Annotated in this window: 28 protein-coding genes; 14 read left to right on the plus strand and 14 right to left on the minus strand. The window is 70.5% G+C overall.

Features of this window, described 5'->3' with window-relative positions; translation table 11 throughout:
- Positions 1–10: 10 nt before the first annotated feature.
- A complete protein-coding gene (locus ACZ466_RS25400) occupies positions 11–499 on the minus strand; it encodes a MarR family winged helix-turn-helix transcriptional regulator (RefSeq protein ID WP_378281535.1) in 489 nt (162 codons plus the stop codon).
- A 164-nt stretch (positions 500–663) separates the two neighbouring features.
- Here ACZ466_RS25400 and ACZ466_RS25405 point away from each other — a divergent pair, with 164 nt between their 5' ends.
- Complete coding sequence (locus ACZ466_RS25405; RefSeq protein ID WP_378281534.1) at positions 664–1,254, plus strand: hypothetical protein; 591 nt, start codon at positions 664–666, stop codon at positions 1,252–1,254.
- Between the two features lie 172 nt (positions 1,255–1,426).
- Positions 1,427–2,389, plus strand: coding sequence for a tryptophan--tRNA ligase (gene trpS, locus ACZ466_RS25410; RefSeq protein WP_378281533.1), 963 nt, complete (start codon positions 1,427–1,429; stop codon positions 2,387–2,389).
- A 19-nt stretch (positions 2,390–2,408) separates the two neighbouring features.
- Here the strand turns inward: trpS and ACZ466_RS25415 are convergent, their stop codons facing one another.
- Genes ACZ466_RS25415 through ACZ466_RS25425 form a run of 3 tightly spaced genes read right to left on the minus strand, consistent with a single transcriptional unit; the run spans position 2,409 to position 4,215 of the window.
- Positions 2,409–3,011: a TetR/AcrR family transcriptional regulator gene (locus ACZ466_RS25415; RefSeq protein WP_378281532.1), complete on the minus strand. Its 603-nt coding sequence runs from the start codon at positions 3,009–3,011 to the stop codon at positions 2,409–2,411.
- A gap of 25 nt (positions 3,012–3,036) precedes the next feature.
- Positions 3,037–3,786 carry an SAM-dependent methyltransferase gene (locus ACZ466_RS25420; RefSeq protein WP_378281531.1) on the minus strand — a complete coding sequence of 250 codons (750 nt, stop codon included), beginning with the start codon at positions 3,784–3,786 and terminating at the stop codon, positions 3,037–3,039.
- A 48-nt stretch (positions 3,787–3,834) separates the two neighbouring features.
- Positions 3,835–4,215, minus strand: a complete 381-nt coding sequence (locus ACZ466_RS25425) for a hypothetical protein (protein WP_378281530.1) — start codon at positions 4,213–4,215, stop codon at positions 3,835–3,837.
- 165 nt (positions 4,216–4,380) lie between these two features.
- Here ACZ466_RS25425 and ACZ466_RS25430 point away from each other — a divergent pair, with 165 nt between their 5' ends.
- Together ACZ466_RS25430 and ACZ466_RS25435 are read left to right on the plus strand one after the other, a co-directional pair.
- On the plus strand, positions 4,381–4,995 hold the full coding sequence (locus ACZ466_RS25430; RefSeq protein WP_378281529.1) for a TetR/AcrR family transcriptional regulator: 615 nt from the start codon (positions 4,381–4,383) through the stop codon (positions 4,993–4,995).
- Entirely contained in the window at positions 4,985–6,079 is a 1,095-nt protein-coding gene (locus ACZ466_RS25435; protein ID WP_378281528.1) for a winged helix DNA-binding domain-containing protein, read from the plus strand. The genes ACZ466_RS25430 and ACZ466_RS25435 overlap by 11 nt, the downstream gene beginning before the upstream one ends.
- Here the strand turns inward: ACZ466_RS25435 and ACZ466_RS25440 are convergent.
- Positions 6,076–6,576: a MarR family winged helix-turn-helix transcriptional regulator gene (locus ACZ466_RS25440; protein ID WP_378281527.1), complete on the minus strand. Its 501-nt coding sequence runs from the start codon at positions 6,574–6,576 to the stop codon at positions 6,076–6,078. The genes ACZ466_RS25435 and ACZ466_RS25440 overlap by 4 nt on opposite strands.
- An 88-nt stretch (positions 6,577–6,664) precedes the next feature.
- Between ACZ466_RS25440 and ACZ466_RS25445 the strand changes: the two genes are divergently transcribed.
- A complete protein-coding gene (locus ACZ466_RS25445; RefSeq protein ID WP_378281681.1) occupies positions 6,665–7,417 on the plus strand; it encodes a DODA-type extradiol aromatic ring-opening family dioxygenase in 753 nt (250 codons plus the stop codon).
- A 4-nt stretch (positions 7,418–7,421) separates the two neighbouring features.
- Here the strand turns inward: ACZ466_RS25445 and ACZ466_RS25450 are convergent, their stop codons facing one another.
- From ACZ466_RS25450 to ACZ466_RS25460, 3 genes are all read right to left on the minus strand, one after another.
- Positions 7,422–8,258 (minus strand): NAD-dependent epimerase/dehydratase family protein, encoded by an 837-nt coding sequence (locus ACZ466_RS25450; RefSeq protein WP_378281526.1) that lies wholly within the window; start codon positions 8,256–8,258, stop codon positions 7,422–7,424.
- A gap of 129 nt (positions 8,259–8,387) precedes the next feature.
- Complete coding sequence (locus ACZ466_RS25455) at positions 8,388–9,857, minus strand: sensor histidine kinase (RefSeq protein WP_378281680.1); 1,470 nt, start codon at positions 9,855–9,857, stop codon at positions 8,388–8,390.
- 5 nt (positions 9,858–9,862) lie between these two features.
- On the minus strand, positions 9,863–10,564 hold the full coding sequence (locus ACZ466_RS25460; protein WP_378281525.1) for a response regulator transcription factor: 702 nt from the start codon (positions 10,562–10,564) through the stop codon (positions 9,863–9,865).
- A 117-nt stretch (positions 10,565–10,681) separates the two neighbouring features.
- On the opposite strand from ACZ466_RS25460, the gene ACZ466_RS25465 reads away from it, so the two are divergent.
- Both ACZ466_RS25465 and ACZ466_RS25470 read left to right on the plus strand, forming a co-directional pair.
- On the plus strand, positions 10,682–11,302 hold the full coding sequence (locus tag ACZ466_RS25465) for a PepSY domain-containing protein (RefSeq protein WP_378281524.1): 621 nt from the start codon (positions 10,682–10,684) through the stop codon (positions 11,300–11,302).
- A gap of 119 nt (positions 11,303–11,421) precedes the next feature.
- Positions 11,422–11,931: an O-acetyl-ADP-ribose deacetylase gene (locus tag ACZ466_RS25470; RefSeq protein ID WP_378281523.1), complete on the plus strand. Its 510-nt coding sequence runs from the start codon at positions 11,422–11,424 to the stop codon at positions 11,929–11,931.
- A gap of 37 nt (positions 11,932–11,968) precedes the next feature.
- On the opposite strand, the gene ACZ466_RS25475 is transcribed toward ACZ466_RS25470, so the two are convergent.
- The 4 genes from ACZ466_RS25475 to ACZ466_RS25490 form a co-directional block, all read right to left on the minus strand.
- On the minus strand, positions 11,969–12,436 hold the full coding sequence (locus ACZ466_RS25475; RefSeq protein ID WP_378281522.1) for a universal stress protein: 468 nt from the start codon (positions 12,434–12,436) through the stop codon (positions 11,969–11,971).
- A gap of 57 nt (positions 12,437–12,493) precedes the next feature.
- On the minus strand, positions 12,494–13,267 hold the full coding sequence (locus ACZ466_RS25480; protein ID WP_378281521.1) for a TIGR03084 family metal-binding protein: 774 nt from the start codon (positions 13,265–13,267) through the stop codon (positions 12,494–12,496).
- 14 nt (positions 13,268–13,281) lie between these two features.
- Entirely contained in the window at positions 13,282–14,910 is a 1,629-nt protein-coding gene (locus ACZ466_RS25485; protein ID WP_378281520.1) for an AMP-binding protein, read from the minus strand.
- A 329-nt stretch (positions 14,911–15,239) separates the two neighbouring features.
- Positions 15,240–15,527 carry a hypothetical protein gene (locus tag ACZ466_RS25490; RefSeq protein ID WP_378281519.1) on the minus strand — a complete coding sequence of 96 codons (288 nt, stop codon included), beginning with the start codon at positions 15,525–15,527 and terminating at the stop codon, positions 15,240–15,242.
- A 106-nt stretch (positions 15,528–15,633) separates the two neighbouring features.
- On the opposite strand from ACZ466_RS25490, the gene ACZ466_RS25495 reads away from it, so the two are divergent.
- The 6 genes from ACZ466_RS25495 to ACZ466_RS25520 all read left to right on the plus strand — a co-directional run bounded on the left by ACZ466_RS25495 (position 15,634) and on the right by ACZ466_RS25520 (position 21,835).
- The gene (locus ACZ466_RS25495) at positions 15,634–16,446 is read left to right on the plus strand and encodes a helix-turn-helix domain-containing protein (protein WP_378281518.1); all 813 of its coding nucleotides are present in this window, start codon (positions 15,634–15,636) and stop codon (positions 16,444–16,446) included.
- Complete coding sequence (locus ACZ466_RS25500) at positions 16,443–16,631, plus strand: DUF397 domain-containing protein (protein WP_378281517.1); 189 nt, start codon at positions 16,443–16,445, stop codon at positions 16,629–16,631. Before ACZ466_RS25495 ends, ACZ466_RS25500 begins: the two co-directional genes overlap by 4 nt.
- 196 nt (positions 16,632–16,827) lie before the next feature.
- Entirely contained in the window at positions 16,828–17,019 is a 192-nt protein-coding gene (locus tag ACZ466_RS25505) for a type II toxin-antitoxin system RelE/ParE family toxin (protein ID WP_378281516.1), read from the plus strand.
- 98 nt (positions 17,020–17,117) lie between these two features.
- On the plus strand, positions 17,118–17,600 hold the full coding sequence (locus tag ACZ466_RS25510; RefSeq protein WP_378281515.1) for an XRE family transcriptional regulator: 483 nt from the start codon (positions 17,118–17,120) through the stop codon (positions 17,598–17,600).
- A 73-nt stretch (positions 17,601–17,673) separates the two neighbouring features.
- Entirely contained in the window at positions 17,674–21,009 is a 3,336-nt protein-coding gene (locus ACZ466_RS25515; RefSeq protein ID WP_378281514.1) for a P-loop NTPase, read from the plus strand.
- Positions 20,945–21,835: a hypothetical protein gene (locus tag ACZ466_RS25520; protein ID WP_378281513.1), complete on the plus strand. Its 891-nt coding sequence runs from the start codon at positions 20,945–20,947 to the stop codon at positions 21,833–21,835. The genes ACZ466_RS25515 and ACZ466_RS25520 overlap by 65 nt, the downstream gene beginning before the upstream one ends.
- A gap of 92 nt (positions 21,836–21,927) precedes the next feature.
- On the opposite strand, the gene ACZ466_RS25525 is transcribed toward ACZ466_RS25520, so the two are convergent.
- A complete protein-coding gene (locus ACZ466_RS25525) occupies positions 21,928–22,242 on the minus strand; it encodes a transposase (RefSeq protein ID WP_378281512.1) in 315 nt (104 codons plus the stop codon).
- Positions 22,243–22,254: 12 nt separating this feature from the next.
- Between ACZ466_RS25525 and ACZ466_RS25530 the strand changes: the two genes are divergently transcribed.
- Entirely contained in the window at positions 22,255–22,530 is a 276-nt protein-coding gene (locus ACZ466_RS25530) for an NUDIX hydrolase (RefSeq protein WP_378281511.1), read from the plus strand.
- A gap of 187 nt (positions 22,531–22,717) precedes the next feature.
- On the opposite strand, the gene ACZ466_RS25535 is transcribed toward ACZ466_RS25530, so the two are convergent.
- Positions 22,718–22,915, minus strand: a complete 198-nt coding sequence (locus ACZ466_RS25535) for a hypothetical protein (RefSeq protein ID WP_378281510.1) — start codon at positions 22,913–22,915, stop codon at positions 22,718–22,720.
- Between the last annotated feature and the right edge of the window lie 7 nt (positions 22,916–22,922).

The raw sequence follows: 22,922 nt of genomic DNA on the forward strand, positions 1-22,922 counted from the left end.
ATCTATTTCGTCAGCCGTTGCGCTGCCGCGCCCGCCGCACCGGGCTCGGGCAGTCCGCCGGCTCCGCCAGATGCCCGGTGACCAGCCGCTCCAGCGCCCGCACGAACACCGCCCGCTCGTCCTCTGGCAGCGCGTCCAGCACCCCGGCGTGCACCCCGTCGACGATCGCCCTGCTGCGCTCGGCGATCTCCGCGCCCCGCTCGGTCACCGCGATGATCCGCGCCCGCCGGTCCTTGCTGGACGGGCGCCGCTCCGCGTACCCGGCCTTCTCCAGGGCGTCCACCGTCACGACCATCGTGGTCTTGTCCATGTCGCCGATCTCGGCGAGCTGGATCTGGGTGCGCTCCTCCTCCAGGGCGTGCACCAGCACGCAGTGCATGCGCGGCGTCAGCCCGATCTCGGCGAGCGCGGCCGTCACCTGCGTGCGCAGGACATGACCGGTGTGCTGGAGCAGGAACGACAGGTCCGGGACGGTGACGGGCGGTGTGAGGGTGGTCATGTCTCCAGACTAACAACTTCATTCAGAAACGGATTATCTGTCGAAGAACCTATCTTCGCCCGCGCGGGGGAGGGCGTCCGCCCGCACGGGGGAGCCGCCGGGACGGGCCGAGGGCCGAGCATCGAGACACCGCCCCGAACCGACCCCCAGGGAGAGACCCGACGATGCGCATCGCCAAGCCCGCCGCCCTCGCCGTCACCGCCGCCGCCCTCGCCACGGCCGCCGCCGTCGCGGGCGGGACGACCCCCGCCGAGGCCGCCCCCAAGAACGCCCGCGTCTCCGGGGCGGGCGACGTCCGGCTCACCTACTGGCCCGACAAGGACATCCGGTCTTTCTCCTTCGACGCGGTCGGGAAGCCCTACAGCCAGCCCAGAACGGGCGCCCCCGACGGCCTGCCCACCGACGCGCGCGGCACCGTCCGGGTGTCCCACTGGGTCGCCGCCGAGAACGTCACCGTGCGGTTCCGCGCCGACGTCGACTGCCTGGTCACCAGCCCCGGCAACGCCGTCCTCACCGCCGTGGTCACGGAGGCGGACGGGCCCGTCGCCGACTGGGTCGGCAAGCGCCTCGGCTTCAGCGTCCAGCGCGACCGGGTCGGGTTCTCCTGGTCCGTCGTCAACGGCGACCAGAACGAGCAGGGCGAGTGGCAGGAGGGCAAGGCCGGCACCTGCATGGCCCCCGCCGCGTTCGCGCCCGTCACCCGCGGCGGCTTCGCGGTCAGGCACGCCGACCTGCAGCCCGTTCCAGCCCCCTGACACGTATCATCGGGGGCATGAAGCGCCGTCCGTGCCTGGGCTGGTGGCCGTCCTAGGACGGCCGCTCACCCACGCACGACCAAGGGCCGTCCGCACCGGACGGCCCTTCTCCGTTCCTCGGCAGGGAACGCGGACCGTCCCGGCGGGCGGCCGCGAACCCACGAGGAGCACCATGCCCACCATCCTGACCGGCGACCGCCCCACCGGCCCCCTCCACCTCGGCCACTACTTCGGCACGCTCGCCAACCGGGTCCGCCTGCAACGCGAGGGCGCCGACCTGTTCGTGCTCGTCGCCGACTACCAGGTCCTCACCGACCGGGACGTCGCCGACCGCCTCACCGAGCACGCCGAGGGGCTCGTCGCCGACTACCTCGCCGCCGGCATCGACCCCGGCGCGGTGACGATCTTCCGGCACTCCGCGGTGCCCGCCCTCAACCAGCTCATGCTGCCGTTCCTGTCCCTGGTCTCGGTCGCCGAGCTGGGCCGCAACCCCACCGTCAAGGAGGAGATCGGCGCCTCCGGCCAGGCGTCCGTCAGCGGGCTGATGTTCACCTACCCCGTCCACCAGGCCGCCGACATCCTGTTCTGCAAGGCCGACCTGGTACCGGTCGGCAAGGACCAGCTGCCCCACCAGGAGATCACCCGCACCATCGCGCGCCGCTTCAACGAACGCTACGGGCCGGTCTTCACCGTCCCTGAAGCGCTGCTCTCCGACACCCCCCACCTGCTCGGGCTGGACGGCCGCGCCAAGATGAGCAAGAGCCGCGGCAACGCCATCGCCCTGTCCGCCACCCCGGACGAGACCGCCCGGCTGGTCAGGGGCGCCCGCACCGACGCCGACCGGCACATCACCTACGAGCCCGAGACCCGCCCCGAGGTGTCCAACCTGGTGCGGATCGCCGCGCTCTGCCAGGGCCGCGACCCGCACGCGATCGCCGCGGAGATCGGGAACGGCGGGGCCGCCCGGCTCAAGCAGGTCGTCATCGAGTCGGTGAACGAGTTCCTGCGGCCGATCCGTGCCCGCCGCGCCGAACTCGACCGCGGGCTGCTGCGGCGCGTCCTGGACAAGGGCAACGAGCGCGCCAACGCCGTCGCCGACCGCACCCTCGCCGAGGTCCGCGCCGCCATGGCGTGACCGCCTCCGGAGCGGGACGTCAGGGGCCGATGCCGTCCAGCAGGGCGGCGACCAGGCCGTCCACGTCCCGCTCCGGCTCGGCCCCGCTGAACAGCAGCGACAGCACCGCCTCGTGGCACACCCCGACGACCATCGCGGCGGCCTCGTCGACCCGGGCGTCCGGCGCGAGCCTGCCCAGATCCCGCTCGGCGCGCAGGTAGGCCAGCAGCCGGTCGCGCCAGTCCTCGCCGGACTCGCCCGCCGCGGCGAACCTCGCCAGGACCTCGGGACGGCCGATCAGCCCCGCCATCGCGGGCAGGATCGCCCGGTGCAGCGCCAGCCCGTACGCGACGAAGGCGCGCAGGTTCGCCGCCACCGTCCCGGAGCCCGCCCGGGGCAGCGGGTCGAGCGCCCCCTCCACCGACCGCACGTGCGCCCGGAAGGCCAGCGCCAGCAGCTCCTCCTTGTCGGCGAAGTGGTTGTAGAGGACGCCGTCGGCGACGCCCGCCTCCCGCGCGATCCCGCGCACCGTGAGGCCCGCCGTCCCGCCCTCGGAGATCATGCGTTCGGCGGTGGTGATCAGGTGCTCGCGCAGGGTCCGGTCGTCGCCGTCCCGCAGCGCCGCGGCTCGTCTCGGTGACATCCTCCGCATCGTATGCGCGACCCGATCAGGCCGGTTCGGAACGGAGCACGAACACGCCCCAGCCCAGGTAACGCCTGCCGTACGCCAGGTGGGAGCGGCGGGCGACGTGGGCGAACTCACGCATCGCCGCGGCCTCGGGGTGGCCGGGGTTGCGCTTGAGCCACTCGTGGATCGTCCACCACTGCGAGGCGATGTACCGGTCCCAGTCGTCGGGGTCCGCCAGGACCATCTCGACCAGTTCCGTCCCGGCGGCCTCGAACCGCTCCAGGGTGCCCGGCAGCGACGCGAAGTCCTCGGGCGCGCAGCCCAGCGCCTCGTACGCGGCCTCCGGCGGCTCCTCGGTCCAGTACGGCTCGCCCACCAGCAGCAGCCCTCCGGGTGCGAGCGCGGGACGCATCAGCTCGATCGTCCCGGCGAGCCCGCCGCCGATCCACGTCGCGCCCAGGCACGCCACGACGTCGTACGAGCCGGGCTCGGCCCGGTACCGGCCCGCGTCGCCCTGCTCGAACGTCACCCTCGCGGCCACGTCCAGCTCCCGCATCCGTTCGCGGGCCGCCGCCAGGAAGACCTCGCTGAGATCGACGCCGTGGCCGGACGAGCCGAACCGCTCCGCCCAGCGGCAGAGCATCTCGCCCTTGCCGCACGCCAGGTCCAGAATCCGCGTAGCGGGCCCGAGCCGGGCGACCTCACCGAGCAGCATCAGCTTCGCGTCGGCGAACGGGTTGAGGATCCGGTGGTCGGCCTCGGCGATCTCGTGGTGGCGCAGGTCGGGCATGGTCCGAGGAGATCATGCGGCTCGGCCGGGCGTCGAGGTCTTTTCCGGTCAGGGGTTCCGGCGCCGGGCGGCGAGCACCTTGCGGGTGCCGAGGGCGGCGAACGCGATCGACGCGACGGCCAGGGCGAGTGCGAGGGCGGTGCTCGCGACCAGCTTGCCGGTGGACGTGGCGGTCGCGCGGTCGCCGCTCGCGCGGGCCGTCACCGTACGGCCGCGGTCCTCCTCCCCGGCGCCTTCGACGGTGCCGGAGCCGCGTTCGCCGCCGGGGAGCGTCCAGGAGCCCTCGCAGGTGGTGCTCTCGCCCCTGGCGCGCTGCTCGGTCTCGCAGCGCTCGACCCGGGCGGTCACCTCGGTGCCGGTGACGTAGGTCCAGGCGGGCCGGGCCTGGAACACGGCGAAGACGATGGTGACGAGGGCGAGCGCGAACATGATCGCTATCGTCTGGGGGCCGGTCAATGTCCGGGACGAGCGGGACACGGAGCCTCCTAGCTGCGGCGGGGTCCCCCGATCGTAAGCCCCCCGCGCACCCCCGGAGTAGAACGGAATGGTTCGTTCCCTTAGTATGGGGGGATGGAGAGGACGCGGACGGGGCCCATGAGCGGGCGGAAGGCGCAGGCGGCGCGCAACGACGAGCTCATCCGGCAGGCGGCGCGGGCGGTGTTCACCGCCGACCCCGGGGCGCCGATCTCGGCGGTGGCCGAGCGGGCGGGGGTCGGGATCAGCGCGCTCTACCGGCGCTACAAGAGCAAGGAGGAGCTGCTCCAGAGTCTCGCCGACGAGGGCATGGACCGGTACCTGGAGCAGTTGCGGCAGGCCCTCGACGACGACGGCGACCCCTGGACGGCGTTCGCCGGCTTCATGCGGCGCTGCCTGGACATCGGGGCCGGATCGCTCACCATGCGGCTGGCCGGGAGCTTCCCCGTGACCGAGGAGATGAGCCGCAAGGGGCAGGAGCTGCACGCCGACACGACCCGGCTGCTGGAGCGCACCCGGCGGGAGGGCGGGCTGCGGCCCGGCATCGAGGTCGGCGACATCTCGGTCCTCCTGGAACATCTCCACACCATCCGGATCGGCGACGACGCGCGCATGAACCGCCTCCAGCACCGCTACCTGGAGCTGCTGCTGGACGCGCTCCGCACCCCGGACGCCGCCGAGCTGCCCGGACCCGCGCCGACCTGGCAGGAGCTCCGGGGCCGTTATGACGACTGACGCACTGGGGAAGCGGGCCCTCAACCGGGCGCTGCTGGCACGGCAGATGCTGCTGCGCCGGCACCGGCGGAACGCCCTGGAGGGCATCGAGCACCTGGTGGGCCTCCAGTCGCAGGCGCCCGACCCGCCCTACATCGGGCTCTGGAGCCGCCTGGAGGACTTCGACTTCGACGAGCTCGCCGCGCTCATGCGCGAGCGGAGCGTGCTGCGGATGGTGCTCATGCGCGGCACCCTGCACCTGGTCAGCGCCCGGGACGCGCTGGCCGTCCGCCCGCTCACCCAGGCCGTCCTCGACCGCGCCACGCTGAGCGCGCGGGGCGGAGCCATCAAGAGGCTGGACCTGGAGCCGGTACGGGACGCGGCCCGCCGCTTCTTCGAGCAGGAGCCCCGCACCGACAAGGAGCTGCGGGAGATGCTGGCCGAACGGTGGCCGGACGCCGACGCCGAGCTGCTCGCCTGGGCCGCCCGCTCCCGGCTCCCGCTCGTCCAGGTTCCGCCGCGCGGCATCTGGGGCGCGAGCGGCGTCTCCCGGCACACCACGCTGGAGACGTGGCTGGGCCGTCCGATGGACGCCGAGCCGTCGGTCGACGATCTGGTGCGCAGGTACCTGGCGGCGTTCGGGCCGGCCACCGCGCAGGACGCGCAGCACTGGTCCGGCCTGACCCGCCTGGGCGAGGTCCTGGAACGCCTCGCCCCCGGGCTCGTCACGTTCACCGACGAGAACGGCAGGACCCTCTACGACCTGCCCGGCGCGCCGCGCCCCGATCCGGAGACGCCCGCGCCCGTCCGGTACGTGCCGGGCTTCGACAACCTGCTGCTCTCGCACGCCGACCGGGCCCGGATCATCACCGAGGAGGACCGCGGGCGCGTGTTCACGGTGAACGGCATCATCCGCGCGACCGTGCTGGTGGACGGCTTCGTCCACGGCATGTGGAAGATGGAGCGCAAGCGCCGGGCCGTCACGTTGAGCATCGACCTCTTCCGGCCGGTCTCGGACGCGGACCGGGCCGCCCTGGTCGAGGAGGGCGAGCGCCTGATGGCCGCGGCCCACCCCGCAGCCGACTCCCGCGAGGTCGTTTTCTAGTCGGGGGCTTCGGCCTGGCCGAAGATGTCGGGGGTGAGGCCGTCGGGGTCGAGGTTGGCCAGGAGGGTTCTCAGGGTCTCGCGCATCCGGAGGACCTGCTCGCGGCTCAGCGGGTCGAACAGGAGGCGCCGCACTTCCTCGACGTGGCCGGGTGCGGCCTTCTCCAGGGCGGCGAAGCCGCCCTCGGTGAGCTCGGCGATCGTGGTGCGGCGGTCGTTCGGGGGCTTGACCCGGCGGACCCAGCCGGACTCCTCCAGGCGGGCGACCGCGTGCGAGAGGCGGCTCGGGGACGAGCGGACGATCCCGGCCAGCTCGGTCATGGTCATCGCCCGGCCGGGCGCCTCCGAGAGCATCGCGAGGATCATGTAGTACGTGTGCGGCATGCCCGAGTCGCGCTGGAGCTGGCGGTCCAGCGCCTCGTTCAGCAGCCGGGAGGTCCACAGGAACGCGCGCCAGGTCTGCTGCTCGTCGTCGTCCAGCCAGCGGGGCTCGCTCATGGGGCAAGTCTAGCGAATGTTTGAATGCTCAAGTATCATGGGCGATGTTTGAACGTTCAATAGAGTGGAGGGCCGAGCCGTGATCAGGATGCCGGTGCTGTACCTCAGCCACGGGGCGCCGCCCCTCGCCGACGACGCCGAATGGACCGCCCGGCTCGCCCGCTGGGCCGCCGACCTGCCCAGGCCCGCGTCGATCCTCATGGTGTCCGCGCACTGGGAGGAGGCCCCGGCCACCGTCGGCGCCACCCGCACCGTGCCGCTGGTGTACGACTTCTGGGGCTTCGAGCGCCGGTACTACGAGGTCCGGTACGAAGCACCCGGAGCCCCCGAACTCGCAGCAGAACTGCACAAACTCGTCCCCGGACTGCACCGGGACGAGGAGCGCGGCCTCGACCACGGCGCCTACGTCCCCCTCGTCGAGATGTACCCCGACGCCGACGTCCCCGTCCTGCAGATGTCGATGCCCACGCTGGACCCCCGCCGCCTCTACGACCTGGGCCGGCGCCTCGCCCCGCTGCGCGACCAGGGCGTGCTCATCGTCGGCAGCGGCTTCACCACCCACAACCTGCGCGAGATACGCCCCGGCGCCGACGCGGACCCGCCCGCCTGGTCGGCCGAGTTCGACGAGTGGACCGACCGGGCCGTGACCTCCGGCGACGTGGACGCGCTGCTCGACTTCCGCGCCAAGGCCCCTGCGGCCGCGATCGCGCACCCGCGCACCGAGCACTTCGCCCCGCTGTTCGTCTCCCTCGGCGCCCACGAGGGCGGCGGCGACGACCGGCGGGCCGTCATCGACGGCTACTGGCACGGCCTGGCCAAGCGGTCGTTCCAGCTCTCCTGAACCGTCACCCCATGTCGGCGAAGCCGGTGCGCCAGGACGGCACCTGCGGCTTCCACCCCAGGCTCAGCGCCAGGGCGTTCGACACCGGACGTCCGGTCGTGGCCGCGTGCCGCCCCGCCGTGCCCGGGGTGGGCGCGCCCAGCGCCGCGCTGTAGACCGGGAGCCAGTCGGCCGTGGTCGCGGGCTCGTCGTCGACCACGTTCACCGGACCGGCCGGCCAGTCCAGCGCCGCCAGCGCGGCCGAGGCCGCGTCGTCGGCGTGCACGAACGACGTCCACGCCGGAGCCAGCCGCAGGCTGCCCGCCCGCACCCGCTCCGCGATCGCGCCGTCCGGCGCGTACCACGTGCCCGGACCGTAGAGCGCTCCATAGCGCAGCACCACACCGCGCGGCATCGACGCGACGGCCTCCTCCAGCGCGATGACGCCCTCGGACGGCGGCAGCTTGGGGTCGAGCGGGTCGCTCTCCACCGCGGGCCGCTCGCCCGGCACGTACACCCACGCGATGCTCTGCGCGATCATCAGTTCGACACCGGACTCCCCGGCCGCCTCCACCAGGTTGCGGGTGCCGTGCACGCGGAGCCGGGAGTTGGCGTCGAAGTCCTCCGCGGCCAGGTCGGTGAGCTGGTGGACGATCGCGTCCGGCCGCTCGGCGGCGACCACCGCGCGCACCGCCTCCGCGTCGAACACGTCGAGAACGATCGGCCGGGCCTTCTGGTCGGCGATGGACCGGGCGCGCCCGGCGCGGCGGGTCGTCCCGGCTACCTCGTGGCCCGCCTGCACGAGCAACGGGACCAGCCGGCGTCCCACCACACCGGTCGCGCCGGCGACGAGAATCTTCAAGGGGGGTACCTCCACGATTTGCACACCATTGTGGTCGTCCCGACGGCAGCTTAGGCAGACTCGCGGCCCAGGTCACACCCGGACCGGTGAATCGGCGCCCACTCGTCCGTTCCATAAGACCACGGACGGTCATCGATCCGCGGCTCTCCGCTGCACGTTACGCCGCACGAGCGGCAGCCGTACCTCGAAGAGCGCTCCCCCTGCGGGGGCCTCACCCACCGTGAGCGTACCGCCTTGCGCCCTCACCAGGTCACGCGCTATGGCCAGGCCCAGCCCGGCACCGCCCTCGTCGCGGGCACGGGCGTCGTCCAGGCGCACGAAACGCTCGAAAATACGCTCCCGGTCGGCGGGCGGCACCCCGGGCCCGTCGTCGGCGACGCGCAGGACGGCCGCACCGCCGGCTTCGTCGAGTGTGAGCAGGACGACACCGGCGGCGTGCCGCTCGGCGTTGTCCAGGAGGTTGCCCAGGACGCGCGCGAGGCGCCCCTCCGGACCGGCGGCGGTCGGCGAGGCCCGCACCTCGGCCTCCACCCTGACGCGGCGGCCGCCGCCGGAGCGCCGCGCCGCCTCCTCGTGGACGAGGTCGGCCAGCTCGACCGGCCTGGCCCGCTCCGCCGGGGACGGCCGGTCGCCCGCGTCCAGGCGGGCGAGCAGCAGCAGGTCGGCGGCCAGGTGCTGGAGCCGCACGACGTCGTCGACCAGGCCGTCCAGGTCGAGCAGCTCGGGGTGCGCGGCGGCCACCTCCAGCTGGGTCCGCAGCGACGCGATCGGGCTGCGCAGCTCGTGCGAGGCGTCCGCGACGAAGCCGCGCTGCCGCGCCACCGACCCCTCCAGCGCCGCCAGCGTGGCGTTGGTGGTGACGGCCAGGCCGGCCACCTCGTCCCGCGACCCGGGCTCCGGGACGCGGCGGGTCAGGTCGCCCGAGGAGGTGATCGCGGCCATCTCGGCGCGGATCGCCTCCACCGGGCGCAGCGCCCGCCGGGTGACCAGCCAGGTGACCGCGGCGACCACGGCCAGCAGCACGGGCAGGCCGACCAGCATCGCGCGGGCGACCGTCCCGACCGCGTCCCGGGTGGTCGACAGGTCGGCGCCCGCCCGCACCGTGAGCGTCTCCCCGCCGGGCGTGGACACCCGCAGGGTGGCGAACCGGTAGTCGGCGGTGTGGTCGTCGACGGTCGCGGTGCCGCCGGTGAGCCGCGGATCGTCGGAGATCTCGCCGCGGCCGGGCCGGGAGTCGTCGTCGCCGCGCTCGTGGTCCCCGTCGTCGTCCTCCGGCGCGGCCGGGACGGGGACGGGCCGTCCGGCGGGGACGCCGTCGACCGCCCGCAGGTCGTCGTCGGCCGCCCGCACCCGGCCCCGGGAGTCGATCACCTGGAGGGGGTGGTCCTCGGCGTCGGGCAGGTCGAGCCGGTCGTAGGGCGTCCCGGCGGCCAGCTGCGCCGCCACGTCCCGCGCCGCGACCTCGGCCTCCAGGCCGGTCCGCCCCGCCAGGTCGGCGCGCAGCAGCAGCACCACGGCCAGCCCGGCGACGATCAGCGCGCCGGCGACCACGGCGGTGGCGGCCGCCGTCGTCCGCGCCCGTACCGACCGCACCCCCATCCGCCTCACGGCCGGTCCCGCCCGCCCGCGCCGCCGTCGGTGGCCAGCCGGTACCCGGCGCCCCGGACGGTGACGATGGAGCGCCGCCCGAACGGCGCGTCGATCTTCCGGCGCAGCGCGCTCACGTACACCTCGACGATGTTGGGGTCGCCGTCGTAGGCGAAGTCCCAGACGTGCTCCATGATCTGCGCCTTGGACACCACCTGGCCCGCGTTGACCGCCAGATGCTCCAGCACCGCGAACTCCTTGGCGGTCAGCTCCACCTCCTCGTCCCCGCGCCGCGCCCGCCGCGCCGCCGGGTCGACGGTGAGGTCGCCCAGCAGGATCGACGGGACGGCCCCGCCCCGCGACCGGCGCCGCAGCAGCGCCCGGATCCGGGCCAGCAGCACCACGTACGAGAACGGCTTGGTGAGGTAGTCGTCGGCGCCGGTGTCCAGGCCCTCGGCCTCGTCGTACTCGCCGTCCTTGGCGGTCAGCATCAGGATCGGGGTCTCGTCCCCGGCGGCGCGCAGCTCGGCGCAGACCCGGTAGCCGTTGAGGCCGGGCAGCATGATGTCCAGCACGATCAGGTCGTAGCCGCGTTCCAGCGCCCGGTCCAGGCCGGTGCGGCCGTCGTGCGCGACCTCCACGGCGAAGCCCTCGGCGGCCAGGCCCCCGGCCAGGGACGCGGCGAGGCGTTTCTCGTCCTCGACGATGAGCAGGCGCATGCCCCACAGGGTGCCAAACCCGAGCTGAAGCTTTCTTCAGGTGGCTTCAGGTTCGGCTCAGGTAGGCCCGGCAGTGTGGCGGTCGTTCACAGCGGAACGCGATCCACGGGAGGGATCATGCGGAGGATTCTGGTGACGGTCGTCGCGGCGGGAGTGCTGGCCGCCGGGGGAGCGGGCGCCGCTTTCGCGGCCCAGGGCGACGACCGGGGCGGCCGGGACGGCGAAGGCCGGGACGACCGCGTCGCGGGCGTCCGGGTGGCCGATGTGAAGATCACCGCCGAGCGGGCCGCGGCGGCCGCGCTCCAGGCGGTCCCGGGCCGGATCGAGTCGCTGGAACTCGACGACGACGACCGCGACCGGGTGGTCTGGGACGCCGACGTGCTGGCCGACCAGGGCGGCGCCCGGCGCGAGGTGACCGTGGACGCGACCACCGGCAAGGTGATCGCCAACCGGGCGGACAAGGACGACAAGGACGACGACGGCGACGACGACCGGGGCGACGACGCCGCGGAGGCCACCGGCCTCAAGGGCGCCAAGCTGGACGCCGCCCGCGCGGTCCAGGCCGCGCTGAAGACCGCCCCCGGCACGGTCACCTCCGTCGAGTTCGAAGATGGCCGATACTGGCAGGTCGACGTGACCGGCGCGGACGGCAAGGAGCGCGAACTGAACGTGGACGCCGCGTCCGGCAAGGTGACGGCCGACACCGCGGACACCGACGACGACGGCGACGACGACTGACCGCCGGTTCTGACCGGGCCCTGACTGGACACGGGTTTACTTTTCGTCTCCACTGAGCAGGTTCCAGCATTGCGCGCCCGGTTTCGCGTCAGGGCTCGGCCGACAGGAGGTCACGGGGTATGCGGATCAGTCTCGTCCAGGGGGACATCACCGAGCAGCAGGTGGACGCGGTGGTGAACGCCGCCAACTCCTCGCTCCTGGGCGGGGGCGGCGTCGACGGCGCCATCCACAGCAGGGGCGGCCCGGAGATCCTGGACGAGTGCCGCAGGCTGCGCGCCTCGCACTACGGGGGCGGCCTGCCGACCGGGCAGGCGGTGGCCACCACGGCGGGCCGGCTGCCGGCCCGCTGGGTGATCCACACGGTCGGCCCCGTCTACTCGGCCGCCGAGGACCGTTCCGAGCAGCTGGCCTCCTGCTACCGCGAGGCGCTGCGGGTCGCCGACGAGCTGGGCATCGAGTCGATCGCGTTCCCCGCCGTGTCCGCGGGCATCTACGGGTGGCCGGTGGAGGACGCGGCGCGGATCGCGGTGGGCACGGTCCGCTCCACCCCCACCAAGATCAACGACGCCCGGTTCGTGCTGTTCACCGAGGACGCCTTCGAGGCGTTCGAGCGCGCCATCTCGCCCTGACCCCGCCGCGGGCCTCTCCGCCCGGTCTCCGGGGCGCTCAGCCGTCCCCGGGGCCGGGCGGCACCACGAGGACGGGGCGCCGGGCGTGGTGCAGCACGCGGTTGGACACGCTGCCGAGCAGCACCGACTTCACCGCCGACAGGCCGCGCGAGCCGATCACGACGAGGGTGGCGTCCATCTCCTCGGCGACGTCCACGATCGCCGCCCAGACGGGCCCGTTGCCGCGTTCGGCCCGCGCCGTGGCCTCGGGGAACCCGGCGGCGGCCGCGAGCCCGGCGCCCTCCCGCGCGACCCCGGTGGCCTGGCGCTCCTCTTCCCACTGCTCGCCCTCGTCCGGCAGGGGCACCGCCGTCGCGCTCGTGGCCAGCGCCGACAGGGTCAGCTGGGTCAGCAGCGGCTCCCACACGGTCACGACGACGGCCGGTTCCGGCCGGACATGGCCGCCGGCGTAGGCGATGGCGGCATGGGCGTCGGCGGATCCGTCGTAGGCGATGAGGATGGTCATATCCCCTGACATGTCCGAGGGTGCCTAAGGCGGAACGCCATGACGGACAAATCGCGGTCAACCTCTCGGCGGGCGCCCTCCGCCGGGCGGGCCCGCGAACGCCTGGGCCAGGCCGAGCCAGCGGTCGGCGTCGGCGCCGCGCGCGGTGACGGCCAGGTCGGCGCGGTTCCGGCGCTGCGTCACCAGCAGGCAGAAGTCCAGCGCGGGCCCGGTCACCGACTGCGCGGCGTCCTCGGGGCCCCAGGTCCACTCCTCGCCGTCCGGCCCGGTCAGGACGACCCGGAACGCGTCGGCCGGGGCCTCCAGGCCGCGGTTGAGGTAGGCGAAGTCGCGGGTGCGGACGCCGATGTGCGCCACGTGCCGGAGCCGGGCGGTGGGCGCGCGGACGGCGCCGAGCGCGTCGGCCACGTCCTGGCCGTGCGCCCACGTCTCCATGAGCCGCGCGGTCGCCATGGACGCGGCGCCCATCGGCGGCCCGAACCACGGCAGGCGCGCCCCCGCCGGAACGGCCGCCAGCGCCGCGGCCATCTCTCGCCGCCCCGTGCGCCAGCGTTCCAGGAGCGCGGCGGGCGGTTCCGCGGCGCCCTCGGCCGCGCCCTCCTCGACGAACCGCTCGGCCCTCGCCGCCGCCAGGATCTCCCCGAAGGCGTCCGGGTCGGTGGCCGCGATGACGGCCTGGCGGTCCGTCCAGGCCAGGTGGGAGATCTGGTGCGCGACCGTCCAGCCCGCGGCGGGCGTCGGCACGGTCCAGTCGGGCAGCGGGGCCACCAGCGCGTCGAGGGAGTCGCCCTCGGCGGCCAGGTCGGCGAGCAGGGTGCTGAGGTCGGGCATGGGGCAAGGATCTCCTACGCCGGGGGGACCAGGGCGCGGGCCGCCGGGTAGTCGGCCTTCCCGTTGGGCAGCCGCAGCGACTCGTCCGTCCGGACGAACGCCTTCGGGATCTTGTAGCGCGCCAGCCGCTCGGCGCAGGCCGCCCGCAGCGCGGCGTCGTCCGGCGCCCCCGCGGGCCGCAGCACCGCGACGATCTCGGTCCCCCAGCGCTCGCTGGGACGGCCGACCACCAGCGCGTCGGTCACCCCGGGCAGGCCGCGCAGCACCGCCTCCACCTCCTCCGCGAACACCTTCTCGCCACCGGTGTTGATCACGGTGGCCTCGCGGCCGTGCACCTCGATCATGCCGTCCGCCAGCAGCCGGGCCCGGTCGCCCGGGACGACCACCCGCTCCCCGCCGACCGTGAGGAACGTCGCGGCGGTGCGCTCCGGGTCGCCGAGGTAGCCGAGCGGGATCGCGCCGCCCTTGGCCAGCCAGCCCAGCTCCCCGCCGTCTCCGGGCGTCAGCCGCCGCGTGCGGTCGGCGCTGAGGACCGCGGAGCCGGGCGCGGGCCGGAACGGCCGGTTCCCGCTGCCGCGCCGGGTGACCGCGAAACCGGACTCCGAGGAGCCGAGCACGTCGGTGATCCTGGCATTCGGCATCCCGGCCAGCAGCCGCCGCTCCACCCCGGGGTCGATCGCCGCCGCCGAGTTGATCAGGGTGCGGAGCGCGGTGAGGTCGTGGTCGCCGCGCTCCACGGCGTCCGCGAGCGGCCGCGCGAACGCGTCGCCGACCAGCGGCATCCGGGTGACGCGCTCGCGGGCGGCGGTGGCCAGCAGGCCGTCGGCGTCCAGGCCGTCCACCCGGTCCGGGAAGACCACGGTCGCGCCGCCGCACCAGCCGCCCAGCGCCGACCAGGTCCCGGCGCCGTGCATCAGCGGCGGCCCGACCAGCACCCGCGCGTCGGCCTTGGCGGCCAGCTCCACGGCCCGGCCGAGATCGCCGATCGGGACGTTCGCGCGGTCGCGCATCCCGAGCGGGCCCGCGATCAGGTCGCCGATCCGCCACAGCACGCCCTTGGGCAGGCCCGTGGTGCCGCCCGTGTAGAGGATGTGCAGGTCGTCGGGGCAGGGCCGGACCCCTTCGGCCTCCAGTGACTCGGCCGACGCCGCGGCGAGCGCGGCCTCGTAGTCGAAGGCGCCGGGCGGCACCGCGTTCCCCGAGTCGTCGGCGACCTGGAGGAGTAGCGGCGGCGGGTCCAGGCGGGCGGCGACCCGGCCGATCACATCGGCGAACCGGGCGTGGTACAGCACGGCCCGGGGACGGGCGTCGTCGAACAGCTGCGCCAGCTCGTCGTCCACGTACCGGTAGTTGACGTTGAACGGGGCTACCCGCGCCTTGTGCGCGCCCAGCAGCCCCTCCACGTACTCCGGGCCGTTGTGCAGGTAGAGGGCCAGGTGGTCGTGCGGCGACTCCCAGGGCCGGACGGCGGCCGGGTCGCCGCGCAGGCCGAGGCCGTGGCCGTGCAGGACGCGCGCCAGCCGCCGGGTCCGCTCGGCGACCTCGCGCCAGGTCATCCTGCGGTCGCGCCAGACCAGGCACTCGCGGTCGGGCACGGCGGCGGCGATCGCCTCGTGCAGGGTGGCCAGGTCGAGCTGCGGCATCGGCTCTCCTCCCGGAACGCGTGGGATCACCGTAATGGACCGCTTACCGAATCCCGTTCAGCGGGGCCGCCATACCCTCGGAGACGTGTAGGTGGACCCTCCGGGGACGGGAGAGACAGGGGGCATCTCGCCCCGACCCGCGGCCGTGACCGGACCTTGGGAAACAGGACGCGGAGGGCGCCCGTCCGGCCGGATCTCGTGACGGCCCGGACGGCAGCGATGCAACCGCGCATGGAACCAGGCGCCGACCAGGCCGCCCGCGAACGAGAACGCGGCAGCCAGAACAAGAATCCACGTGACGCCCTCCATCAAGGCGGTTCCCAGGGGCCTCATCGGGCCGGGCCCCGGTACGAGGGCGACAGCTCATCGGCCTTGCCATCCGCCTCGCGGATCTTCTCCCTGACCTCTTCCTCGGTGCTGCCGATGACGTTCCGGACCAGCCCGGCCTCGATCTCGGCGGGGGTCAGGGCGTGGCGCCGCCAAGCCGTCCAGACCGATTCGCGTCCCCGATAGGTGATGAACGGCTCCCCCCATCGCCCCTGCGGCTCGGGCACCTCCGGCAGCGGGTCCTGAGGGCTGATGAACGGCGCCTCATTCCGGTAATCCTTCGCAGTCATGCGATCACTCCCCGTTCTGTGTTCTGCGCCACAGACTGCCCCGCCAACCCGTACCTTCGGAAGGTGAACTCATGAAACTCACCCCCTCCGCGACCAGGGAGAGTCCATGTCCGGCACCCCCCGCCGCCTCGACCCCGACCACGACATGTACGACTGGGCGGCCGTTGAGCTGCACAGACTTCGCAAGGAAAGGAATGCCGGCCACAGAGAAATCGCGGACATCATCGGCCGGGATCGCTCGCTGATCTCAAAAATTGAGGCGGGTGAGTGCAGGCTCCAGGAGGATGCGGCGGACAGGATCGATCGTGCCTGGACCACGGGTGGCCTGCTCGGGAGGATCATCAGATGGGCGAAGTCGCGACATTCCTCCGAGTGGAGGGAAGAGCGCGCGGCGAGCGAATCCACGGCCGGCCAGATCCGGATCTGGGCCCTCGGCTGGATCCCCGTCCTCGCCCAGACCGAGGACTACGCCCGCGCCGTCTTCGTCGAGGGCGGGCGGCAGGACGTGGAGCAGGCGGTCAGGGCGGTCATGGAGCGCCAGAAGATCCTCGAACGGGACCACCCTCCACTGGTGTGGCTGCTCATAGACCAAGACGCGCTCGAGCACCAAGTGGGGAGTCGAGATGTCCACCGAGCCCAACTCGCTCGCCTCCTGGAATTGGCGGAGTCCCCGGAGTGGACGGTCAGGATCGTCCGGCGGTCCGCGGGTGGACATGTAGGGCGAGATGGAGCGTTCGAGCTGTATAGGGTGGGCAACGAGGACATTCCCTACACCGAGACGCTCGGCCCTGGTCGACTTGTGAGGGATGCGTCGGAGACGGCCCAATACGAAGTATGGTTTCGCCGGATCGGAGACGTCGCGGAGTCCAAGCACGCGTCCCTGGCCTTGATCCGGGAAATCATGGAGGGATTCAGATGATCAGGTGGCGTAAGTCCAGCCGTAGCGAGGGGAGCGTCAACGGGGCCTGCGTCGAGGTGGCCAGGCTGGACGCCCGTGTCGGCGTGCGCGACTCCAAGGACCCGGAGGGGCCCAGGCTGGCGCTGCCCGTCGAGTCCTTCGCCGGTCTGCTCCGCGAGGTCAAGGATGGCAAGCTCGACCTGTAGTCCCAGAGACGCCACAACCCCGTCCCGCCGAGAAGGATGAGACGGACGAGCCGCGGTTGAACGTACGCACTTTCGACCTCGTCCCAGAGGTGCGGTCTCCGGCGACGCGTGCAGGGTTCCGAGCAGCCAGCCCTGCGCGGAGCCACCCCGGTCCGGCTGCCGAAAGCTGTGCGAGTCCGACCTGGACACCGCAGCGTTGATCGAGCAAGTTATCGACAGGTTGGCCGCGGTCGGGTCGACGCTGGGACGACCGCTCGTCGACACCCTGGAACACAGCGAACTGCGTTACCTTAAGGAGCTACGTCCCGGAAGCCGTGGCCGGTCAGAGATCCGGGTGCTGTTTATCTTCACCCCCCGACCGTGCCGCGATCTTTCTCGTAGTCGGTGACAAGGCCGGGCAGCGGCCCGTTGGTACGACGAGGCCATCTCACTGGTCGTGGCCCGCTACGCCGAGTCTCGGGCCGCGAAGCAGAAGGAGGCCAGACGATGAGCAGCGGACACCGCTGGCAGGACATCAAGGCCGAAGCACACTGCTGCAATCCCGGGCTGGCAGATCCCGAGCGCCAGGCCCAGGCACGCGCCGAACTGGACGCCCATGTCGCCGGACACCACCGCAAGGAACTTCGCAAGGCCATCGGTAAGACGCAGGCCGAGGTCGCCCAGATCCTCGGAGCCTCACAGTCCCGGGTATCCCAGCTCGAGAACGGCGACATCGAAGCGATGGAGTTGGAGACGCTCCGCGCCTACGCCACCGCGCTCGGCCGGCACGTGGACATCACCGTCAGCGTCGGCCCCACTCCATCAAGCTCGCCTGAACCGCGAAGGCTGACAGCAACAGCAGCCACCAGTCCAGCCACGGCGCACGGCTCTGCGATCGTGACACAGCCGCTCCAGAGTCGAGCATCGATGCCTGGGAATGCAGCACCTAATGACTGCCATGGGGAGAGCCACAGCAAGGTCCTCGAGTAGCTCGCGCTAGCCGGAGGCATCGGATCCGGCCAGCATCACGAAATATGCGTGGTAGCGCGTTACTCTCGGTTGCATGGAACCCGCGATCGCAACACTGCTTCGACGCCTTGTCGAGGGGCCGACATTCCTGCTGCTCGGGCAGGCGATCGACGATCTCGTCCCAACGGTTCCGGACCCTGCTCTCGTTGGCTCGCATGCCGAGGCGGCTCATGCGGCTTATGTCGACTATGACCGGACCGTGATGAGGCAGCCCGCACCGCAGTGGTTGGCGGACGCGGCCGACTATCCATGGAACGGCGTGTTCACGTCACGCATAGACTCCGGGTTGTATGGGCTGTTCCAGCGGGACTGGCGCAGGGTAGATCCGACCGGACAACCGCAGCTTGGCAGACACCCCAGGTCGGCAACATCACTGCAGTTGCGCCATCTGTTCGGAGGTCTGGGACTGCCGGAGGAGGAGCGGCCACCTACCGACGCTGTCGCTGAGGTGGAATCGCGGGCCAGGGCTGCTGAGATATTGAACGCCCTCGCGGACACTATCATCACGCCTCGAGGCGTACTCATCATTGATGGTTACCGCGCGGACGACTGGTTGCGACCACAGGAGCTATTTACCTTCGCGACCCGGCTGCAGGCCGGACAAGCGCACCTGTTCTCGGCCACCGACGAGTTGCTCGGCAATCCCTTCATCCGTGCTGCTCAAGAGCGTGGGGTGCTTATCACGCATTGTGAGAGCTTCAACGCTGTGCTCTCAGCGCTGGAGGACTCTGGCCGCTTTCAGCGGCTCGACGCCGGACGGAACGCGCGCGGGGGACGGTTCATCCCCGTTGGCGACACCTTTGCTGAGGTGGATATTGATACGTGGAATCGCGTGGTTGTTGCTGCCCGACCCGTCAACACAGAACTTCTCGAACCCTTCACATCGGCCTCATCAGCGATGAGATATGAGCGATTCCGGCATTTTCTCGGTTCTGGCGAAGGGCAACCACAGTGGAAGGCTGTGGCCAGTGGCTACAACCTGACCCGTGACTTCGAGTCCAAGTTGTTGCACCGAGTGCAATCGGCCCTTGACGAGTTGGGGCTTCCTGAGCCCCTTATCGTTGCAGGGCAAACCGCGACTGGAAAGACAATCGCGCTGTGCGCACTCGCCCTTGAGGTAGCGCGTTCCGGTGAAGCTGCGGTCCTGCATCGGTCGGTGCGTGGCGAGCGGCCAACGTTGGCTGCCATCGAGGCCTTCGCATCGTGGGCGGATCAGAGCCACGGACTGCCGACGCTGCTGGTCTGGGACGGCATGGTTGACGTTGATGAGTACTACTTGCTCCAGCGACAGCTTAGCTCGCGGGGGCAGCGAGTCCTCATCGTCGGCAGCAGTTATCTGCCGCCGCCGGCCCACAAGCGACGCAGCATTATCCGTGTCGAACCGACCCTTAACCCGGAGGAATTTCGAAGGATGACGCAATGGTTGTCAGACTTCGATATCCCCATTCCCGGCAACCTCATGGAAGGTCTCGACTCCTCATTCCTCGCGCTGCTCTACCGACTGCTCCCTGAGACCGAGCGAGGCTTGCGACTTGGGCTCGTTCAGGAGGCGCGGGCGGCCGAGATCGAGCTGGAGAAGCTCTCCATGACCGCTTCCAATAATAGCGAGGCTCGGCTCACTGCTGTCGCGCGCGCGCTTACCGAAGCGGGCTTCAACATCAATGATTTGCGGCCGTCGGATCGCCCGAACGCGGAGTTGATTAATCTGCCTCTCGAGGAGCGGAGTGCGGCAGAGCAAATCACTTCTATGATCCTTGCAGTCGGCCGCCGTGGCCTCCGCATCCCCCTTGAACTGGCGCTGCGCGTTCTCGGCAAAGATGGCGCGGGTAAGCTTATTGACCTAGTCAAGCGCTTCGATATCTTTCGCTGGACGGAGGATGACACTGGTGACCAGTTCCTCGGCTCGCGGACGCCACTCGAGGCGGAGTTGCTTGCCCGTGAGGACCTGTCCATCCGTACCGAGGTCGAGGTCGCCGTCCAGCTGATCACTAACCTGCGGCCACTTTTTGACCGGTGGGGCGGCGGAGAGGTCCAGTTCATCGCCGACCTGATGGAGAAGATCGGACCGCAGTCCGACGATCATCGCTATGCGCCTCACTATCTGGAACTCGCGACCGCTTTCGGCGAGCTAAGGCATAGCCGAGGTCAGACGCACCCCAGACTATCCTTGTTGGAAGCCAATCTGACCCGCGAATACGTCATGTGGGCACAGCAGAACAGCGTTCTGGCGTCGGCGGAGCGGCTCCAACTCATGCGTGACGTTCAGCGGATGCTTGAGGACACGCTTGAGGACGCCGACGCATCGCCGCAGTCCCGACTAAATCTGTTGGTTGAACTTGCTAGCGCTGAGGGCGCACAGATCTTTGAGCTGACAAATTTCGATGAGGACGCAACAGCTTCCCAAGTGCTCGCTCTCATGACGGATGTAACCCGGGCGGCACTGCGGGCCCGCGCTCTTGATCCAGAGAATGTCTACCCCGTTGATGTCATCGCTTGGACAACACGGAACGCAGTGAGGTCCGGAATGCTGCAGGGGCATGACCGACTGGACTTGTTGGCCAATGCCCAGGCATCGCTTGCATCTCTTGACCCTGGGTCGCTCAGCCCTTCCCAGCAGGCCAAGTACGACCTGCGTAATGTGGAGATAGCGGAGTTGCTCGAAGACCCAGCTATGGAGACGAAGCACCTGGTCGCGCTCAGCAACAACAACGATCCCGTCGCATATTACTTCCTTGCATTGCTTGGCGCTCGCGCGGAAGGGGATGGGCCAAAGGTCGCCGTACAGGTCCTGCTTCAGGCGCCACCCGAGGTGCGGTCCGACTGGCGGTGCTCACGGCTCCTGCTCGACCTGTTCTGGGAGTCTAAGACCGGCAAGCGGTTCCTACGCGGTGAGCGCGAGATCGTCGCACTCACCGAACATGACTGGCATGAGTGCCTGACTATAGCTGACGCCATACCCGACGCTGGGGGATACGACCGGTATCGGAGAGATTTCTTGCGCGGTCTCAGCCTGTTCCACCGAGGACAGTACCAGAGCTCAAAGGCGGTCTTCCGCCAACTTGATGACGAGTCACGCGACCTATCGTCGCGCGTCATTTCCAAATACCTCGCCTCCAACTCTGACGGTACCGCAGCCCTATATACGGGCCGAGTTATCTCAGCAACTCCAGACGGGCGCCGTGGCGTCGCCTGGGTCAACGAACTACACATCGAAGTACCCTTCATCCCGATAAGATTTTCGGTATCCGATTACCGAAAAAGGGGCGAGATTTTGCCTGCGTTCCATATCGCATTTAATATGCGGGGTGCGCTTGCTGACCCGATCAGCCGGTTTGCAGGCGTCGCAAGGCGGTCGGCTGATGCAAAGTGAGGTGACGGATTTTCGTAACCGTTGCGTCGTATTGTCGGCCCACCGAAGCATCTGTGTGGGGCTGCCATTTGACAATTCCTTCCTGGAATCGTGGCCGACCAATGTGCACAGCGATGCAGATTTCGCAAGGCTGGTGTCGGTGGCGTACCGGTTGTGGCGAGAAAGCTGGAAACTCGACATTGGATTTCTGATCGGTAACCGGCGTAGCGGCGCGGCGTACGAGTTCGATCAGCTGGTTTATAACTTGCGCACCGCGGCCCAGCACACCGACAACCGTGGCGCTGAAGATCGCTCGCAACGATGGCTCAGAGACGCTTGCGCGGGGCGGGATCCCGAGACCAGAGACGATTGGCACCAATGCGGCACCTTACTGATGAAGTCCCTCAACGCGGCGGTGGAGGTCCTGAACCAGAAGGCCGCCATCGTAAGACGCGATCAAACTCGCCGGGCTAACTGGCAGGCCAAGGTGGGCGAGAGTCCGGAAGCCGCAATCACCAAGGTAGCTGCCGACCTTGGCTTGAGACTGAGCATGCATCAACGCAAGGAGCAATCTCGACGGATTACGAACCAGTGGAAGAATTACGTTCTACGGCCAGGAGAGGCGGCGGCGGACGCGTTGGCCGATCTCGCGGAGCGATCCCTCGTCTCACGGATGGATCCGCTACCGTGCGACTATCTGGATGTCCTAGACGAGCTTCGAGTCCTTGGGTCGCGAGATGCAGTGCCAGCACTGCATCTCGCGCACGCCGTCGCTGAGATTACTGGTGCTTCCGGCGAGGATTTTCTCAAGCAACTCGGCGCGACTTGGGCGTCGCTTCGCGGGTGAGATGCTGGGTGCATTTGGTTACTTTCGATCTTCTCGTGTGGTGTAGCGGGTCGGCGTACGGGTTCGGACTGGGTGGATCTCGCTAACCAGGGTTAATTGGTGATGGCGGGTGTGGTGTTGAGGGAGAGGCCTGTGGGGGGCAGGCAGCCGTCGATCACGCCGGGGTGGTGCTGGATCATCTTGAGCCGGTGCTTGATCATGCCGGCGAGGTCGTCCAGGTCGGTGGCAAGGAAGTTGACCATGGAGCGTTTCAGCAGCGACCACACCGTCTCGGCCGGATTCAGCTCGGGTGCGTAGGCGGGCAGGTAGAACACCGTCAGCCAGTCGGCGTGGGCGTCGATGAACTTGAAGAACGAGCGCGACGAGTGGGAGCTGCCCGGCGGACGCTTGGAGTCGTCCGACCTCACCCCGAGGGGGCCGTGGAGCGGGAAATCGCCGAAGAGACCGGTTGGACCGTCAATGCCGGTCCGCTCTTGGACATGTGGATCTACCAGCCGCTACCGGAGGCGTTGCCCGAGGGGCGCGTGGTCATCGTCACCTACGGCTGCACCGTGCTCGATCCTGATATCGAGCCGGTGGTCAGCCACGAGCACAAGCAACTCGGGCTGTTCACCGCCGCGCAGGTCCCTGCCCTGCACATGCCGGACGGGTACAAGCGCTCCATCGGCGACTGGTTCGCCAGGATGTGCCCGTGATGTCAGGCGGCACCCCCGACCCAGCCCTCGAGCGGCGGCCGACCGTCCATGCCATGTGGCGTTGGGCCACCCCACAAGCCCAGCGCGTCCTGACCACCGGCGACCTGGAGAAGATCCTTCGGTTCCACCGCTGCACCAACGGCCACGACCGGACCGGGCCCGGTGAACTCCTCGGCAACGACAAGTCCTACGTCTCGCTGCTGGAACTCGGAAAGCGCCGTTCTTCGTCTAGCTGCGCCTGGGTGAGCTTGTCCCGCTTGCGTTCCTCGGCCAGCCGGGCTCTGCTCTGACGGGCCATGAGCGCCTTGCGGCGTCGCTCGGCTTCCTCTTTGCCGCCGACACGTGCGATGTAGGCGTCACGGTCCCATTTGGTGTAGCTGCTCATCGCTCGG

The sequence above is a fragment of the Actinomadura rugatobispora genome, from assembly GCF_055379765.1.

What these genes read in the sequence shown, in the direction of transcription:
- ACZ466_RS25465 (WP_378281524.1), top strand. Translation starts at nt 10,682, where the DNA reads ATGCGGAGGATTCTGGTGACGGTCGTCGCGGCGGGAGTGCTGGCCGCC.
- ACZ466_RS25445 (WP_378281681.1), top strand. Translation starts at nt 6,665, where the DNA reads ATGCCGGTGCTGTACCTCAGCCACGGGGCGCCGCCCCTCGCCGACGAC.
- ACZ466_RS25430 (WP_378281529.1), top strand. Translation starts at nt 4,381, where the DNA reads ATGAGCGGGCGGAAGGCGCAGGCGGCGCGCAACGACGAGCTCATCCGG.
- ACZ466_RS25455 (WP_378281680.1), bottom strand. Translation starts at nt 9,857, where the DNA reads ATGGGGGTGCGGTCGGTACGGGCGCGGACGACGGCGGCCGCCACCGCC.
- ACZ466_RS25515 (WP_378281514.1), top strand. Translation starts at nt 17,674, where the DNA reads ATGGAACCCGCGATCGCAACACTGCTTCGACGCCTTGTCGAGGGGCCG.
- ACZ466_RS25405 (WP_378281534.1), top strand. Translation starts at nt 664, where the DNA reads ATGCGCATCGCCAAGCCCGCCGCCCTCGCCGTCACCGCCGCCGCCCTC.
- ACZ466_RS25475 (WP_378281522.1), bottom strand. Translation starts at nt 12,436, where the DNA reads ATGACCATCCTCATCGCCTACGACGGATCCGCCGACGCCCATGCCGCC.
- ACZ466_RS25495 (WP_378281518.1), top strand. Translation starts at nt 15,634, where the DNA reads ATGTCCGGCACCCCCCGCCGCCTCGACCCCGACCACGACATGTACGAC.
- ACZ466_RS25490 (WP_378281519.1), bottom strand. Translation starts at nt 15,527, where the DNA reads ATGACTGCGAAGGATTACCGGAATGAGGCGCCGTTCATCAGCCCTCAG.
- ACZ466_RS25420 (WP_378281531.1), bottom strand. Translation starts at nt 3,786, where the DNA reads ATGCCCGACCTGCGCCACCACGAGATCGCCGAGGCCGACCACCGGATC.
- ACZ466_RS25400 (WP_378281535.1), bottom strand. Translation starts at nt 499, where the DNA reads ATGACCACCCTCACACCGCCCGTCACCGTCCCGGACCTGTCGTTCCTG.
- ACZ466_RS25480 (WP_378281521.1), bottom strand. Translation starts at nt 13,267, where the DNA reads ATGCCCGACCTCAGCACCCTGCTCGCCGACCTGGCCGCCGAGGGCGAC.
- ACZ466_RS25415 (WP_378281532.1), bottom strand. Translation starts at nt 3,011, where the DNA reads ATGTCACCGAGACGAGCCGCGGCGCTGCGGGACGGCGACGACCGGACC.
- ACZ466_RS25535 (WP_378281510.1), bottom strand. Translation starts at nt 22,915, where the DNA reads ATGAGCAGCTACACCAAATGGGACCGTGACGCCTACATCGCACGTGTC.
- ACZ466_RS25500 (WP_378281517.1), top strand. Translation starts at nt 16,443, where the DNA reads ATGATCAGGTGGCGTAAGTCCAGCCGTAGCGAGGGGAGCGTCAACGGG.
- ACZ466_RS25485 (WP_378281520.1), bottom strand. Translation starts at nt 14,910, where the DNA reads ATGCCGCAGCTCGACCTGGCCACCCTGCACGAGGCGATCGCCGCCGCC.
- trpS (WP_378281533.1), top strand. Translation starts at nt 1,427, where the DNA reads ATGCCCACCATCCTGACCGGCGACCGCCCCACCGGCCCCCTCCACCTC.
- ACZ466_RS25510 (WP_378281515.1), top strand. Translation starts at nt 17,118, where the DNA reads ATGAGCAGCGGACACCGCTGGCAGGACATCAAGGCCGAAGCACACTGC.
- ACZ466_RS25440 (WP_378281527.1), bottom strand. Translation starts at nt 6,576, where the DNA reads ATGAGCGAGCCCCGCTGGCTGGACGACGACGAGCAGCAGACCTGGCGC.
- ACZ466_RS25460 (WP_378281525.1), bottom strand. Translation starts at nt 10,564, where the DNA reads ATGCGCCTGCTCATCGTCGAGGACGAGAAACGCCTCGCCGCGTCCCTG.
- ACZ466_RS25425 (WP_378281530.1), bottom strand. Translation starts at nt 4,215, where the DNA reads ATGTTCGCGCTCGCCCTCGTCACCATCGTCTTCGCCGTGTTCCAGGCC.
- ACZ466_RS25435 (WP_378281528.1), top strand. Translation starts at nt 4,985, where the DNA reads ATGACGACTGACGCACTGGGGAAGCGGGCCCTCAACCGGGCGCTGCTG.
- ACZ466_RS25470 (WP_378281523.1), top strand. Translation starts at nt 11,422, where the DNA reads ATGCGGATCAGTCTCGTCCAGGGGGACATCACCGAGCAGCAGGTGGAC.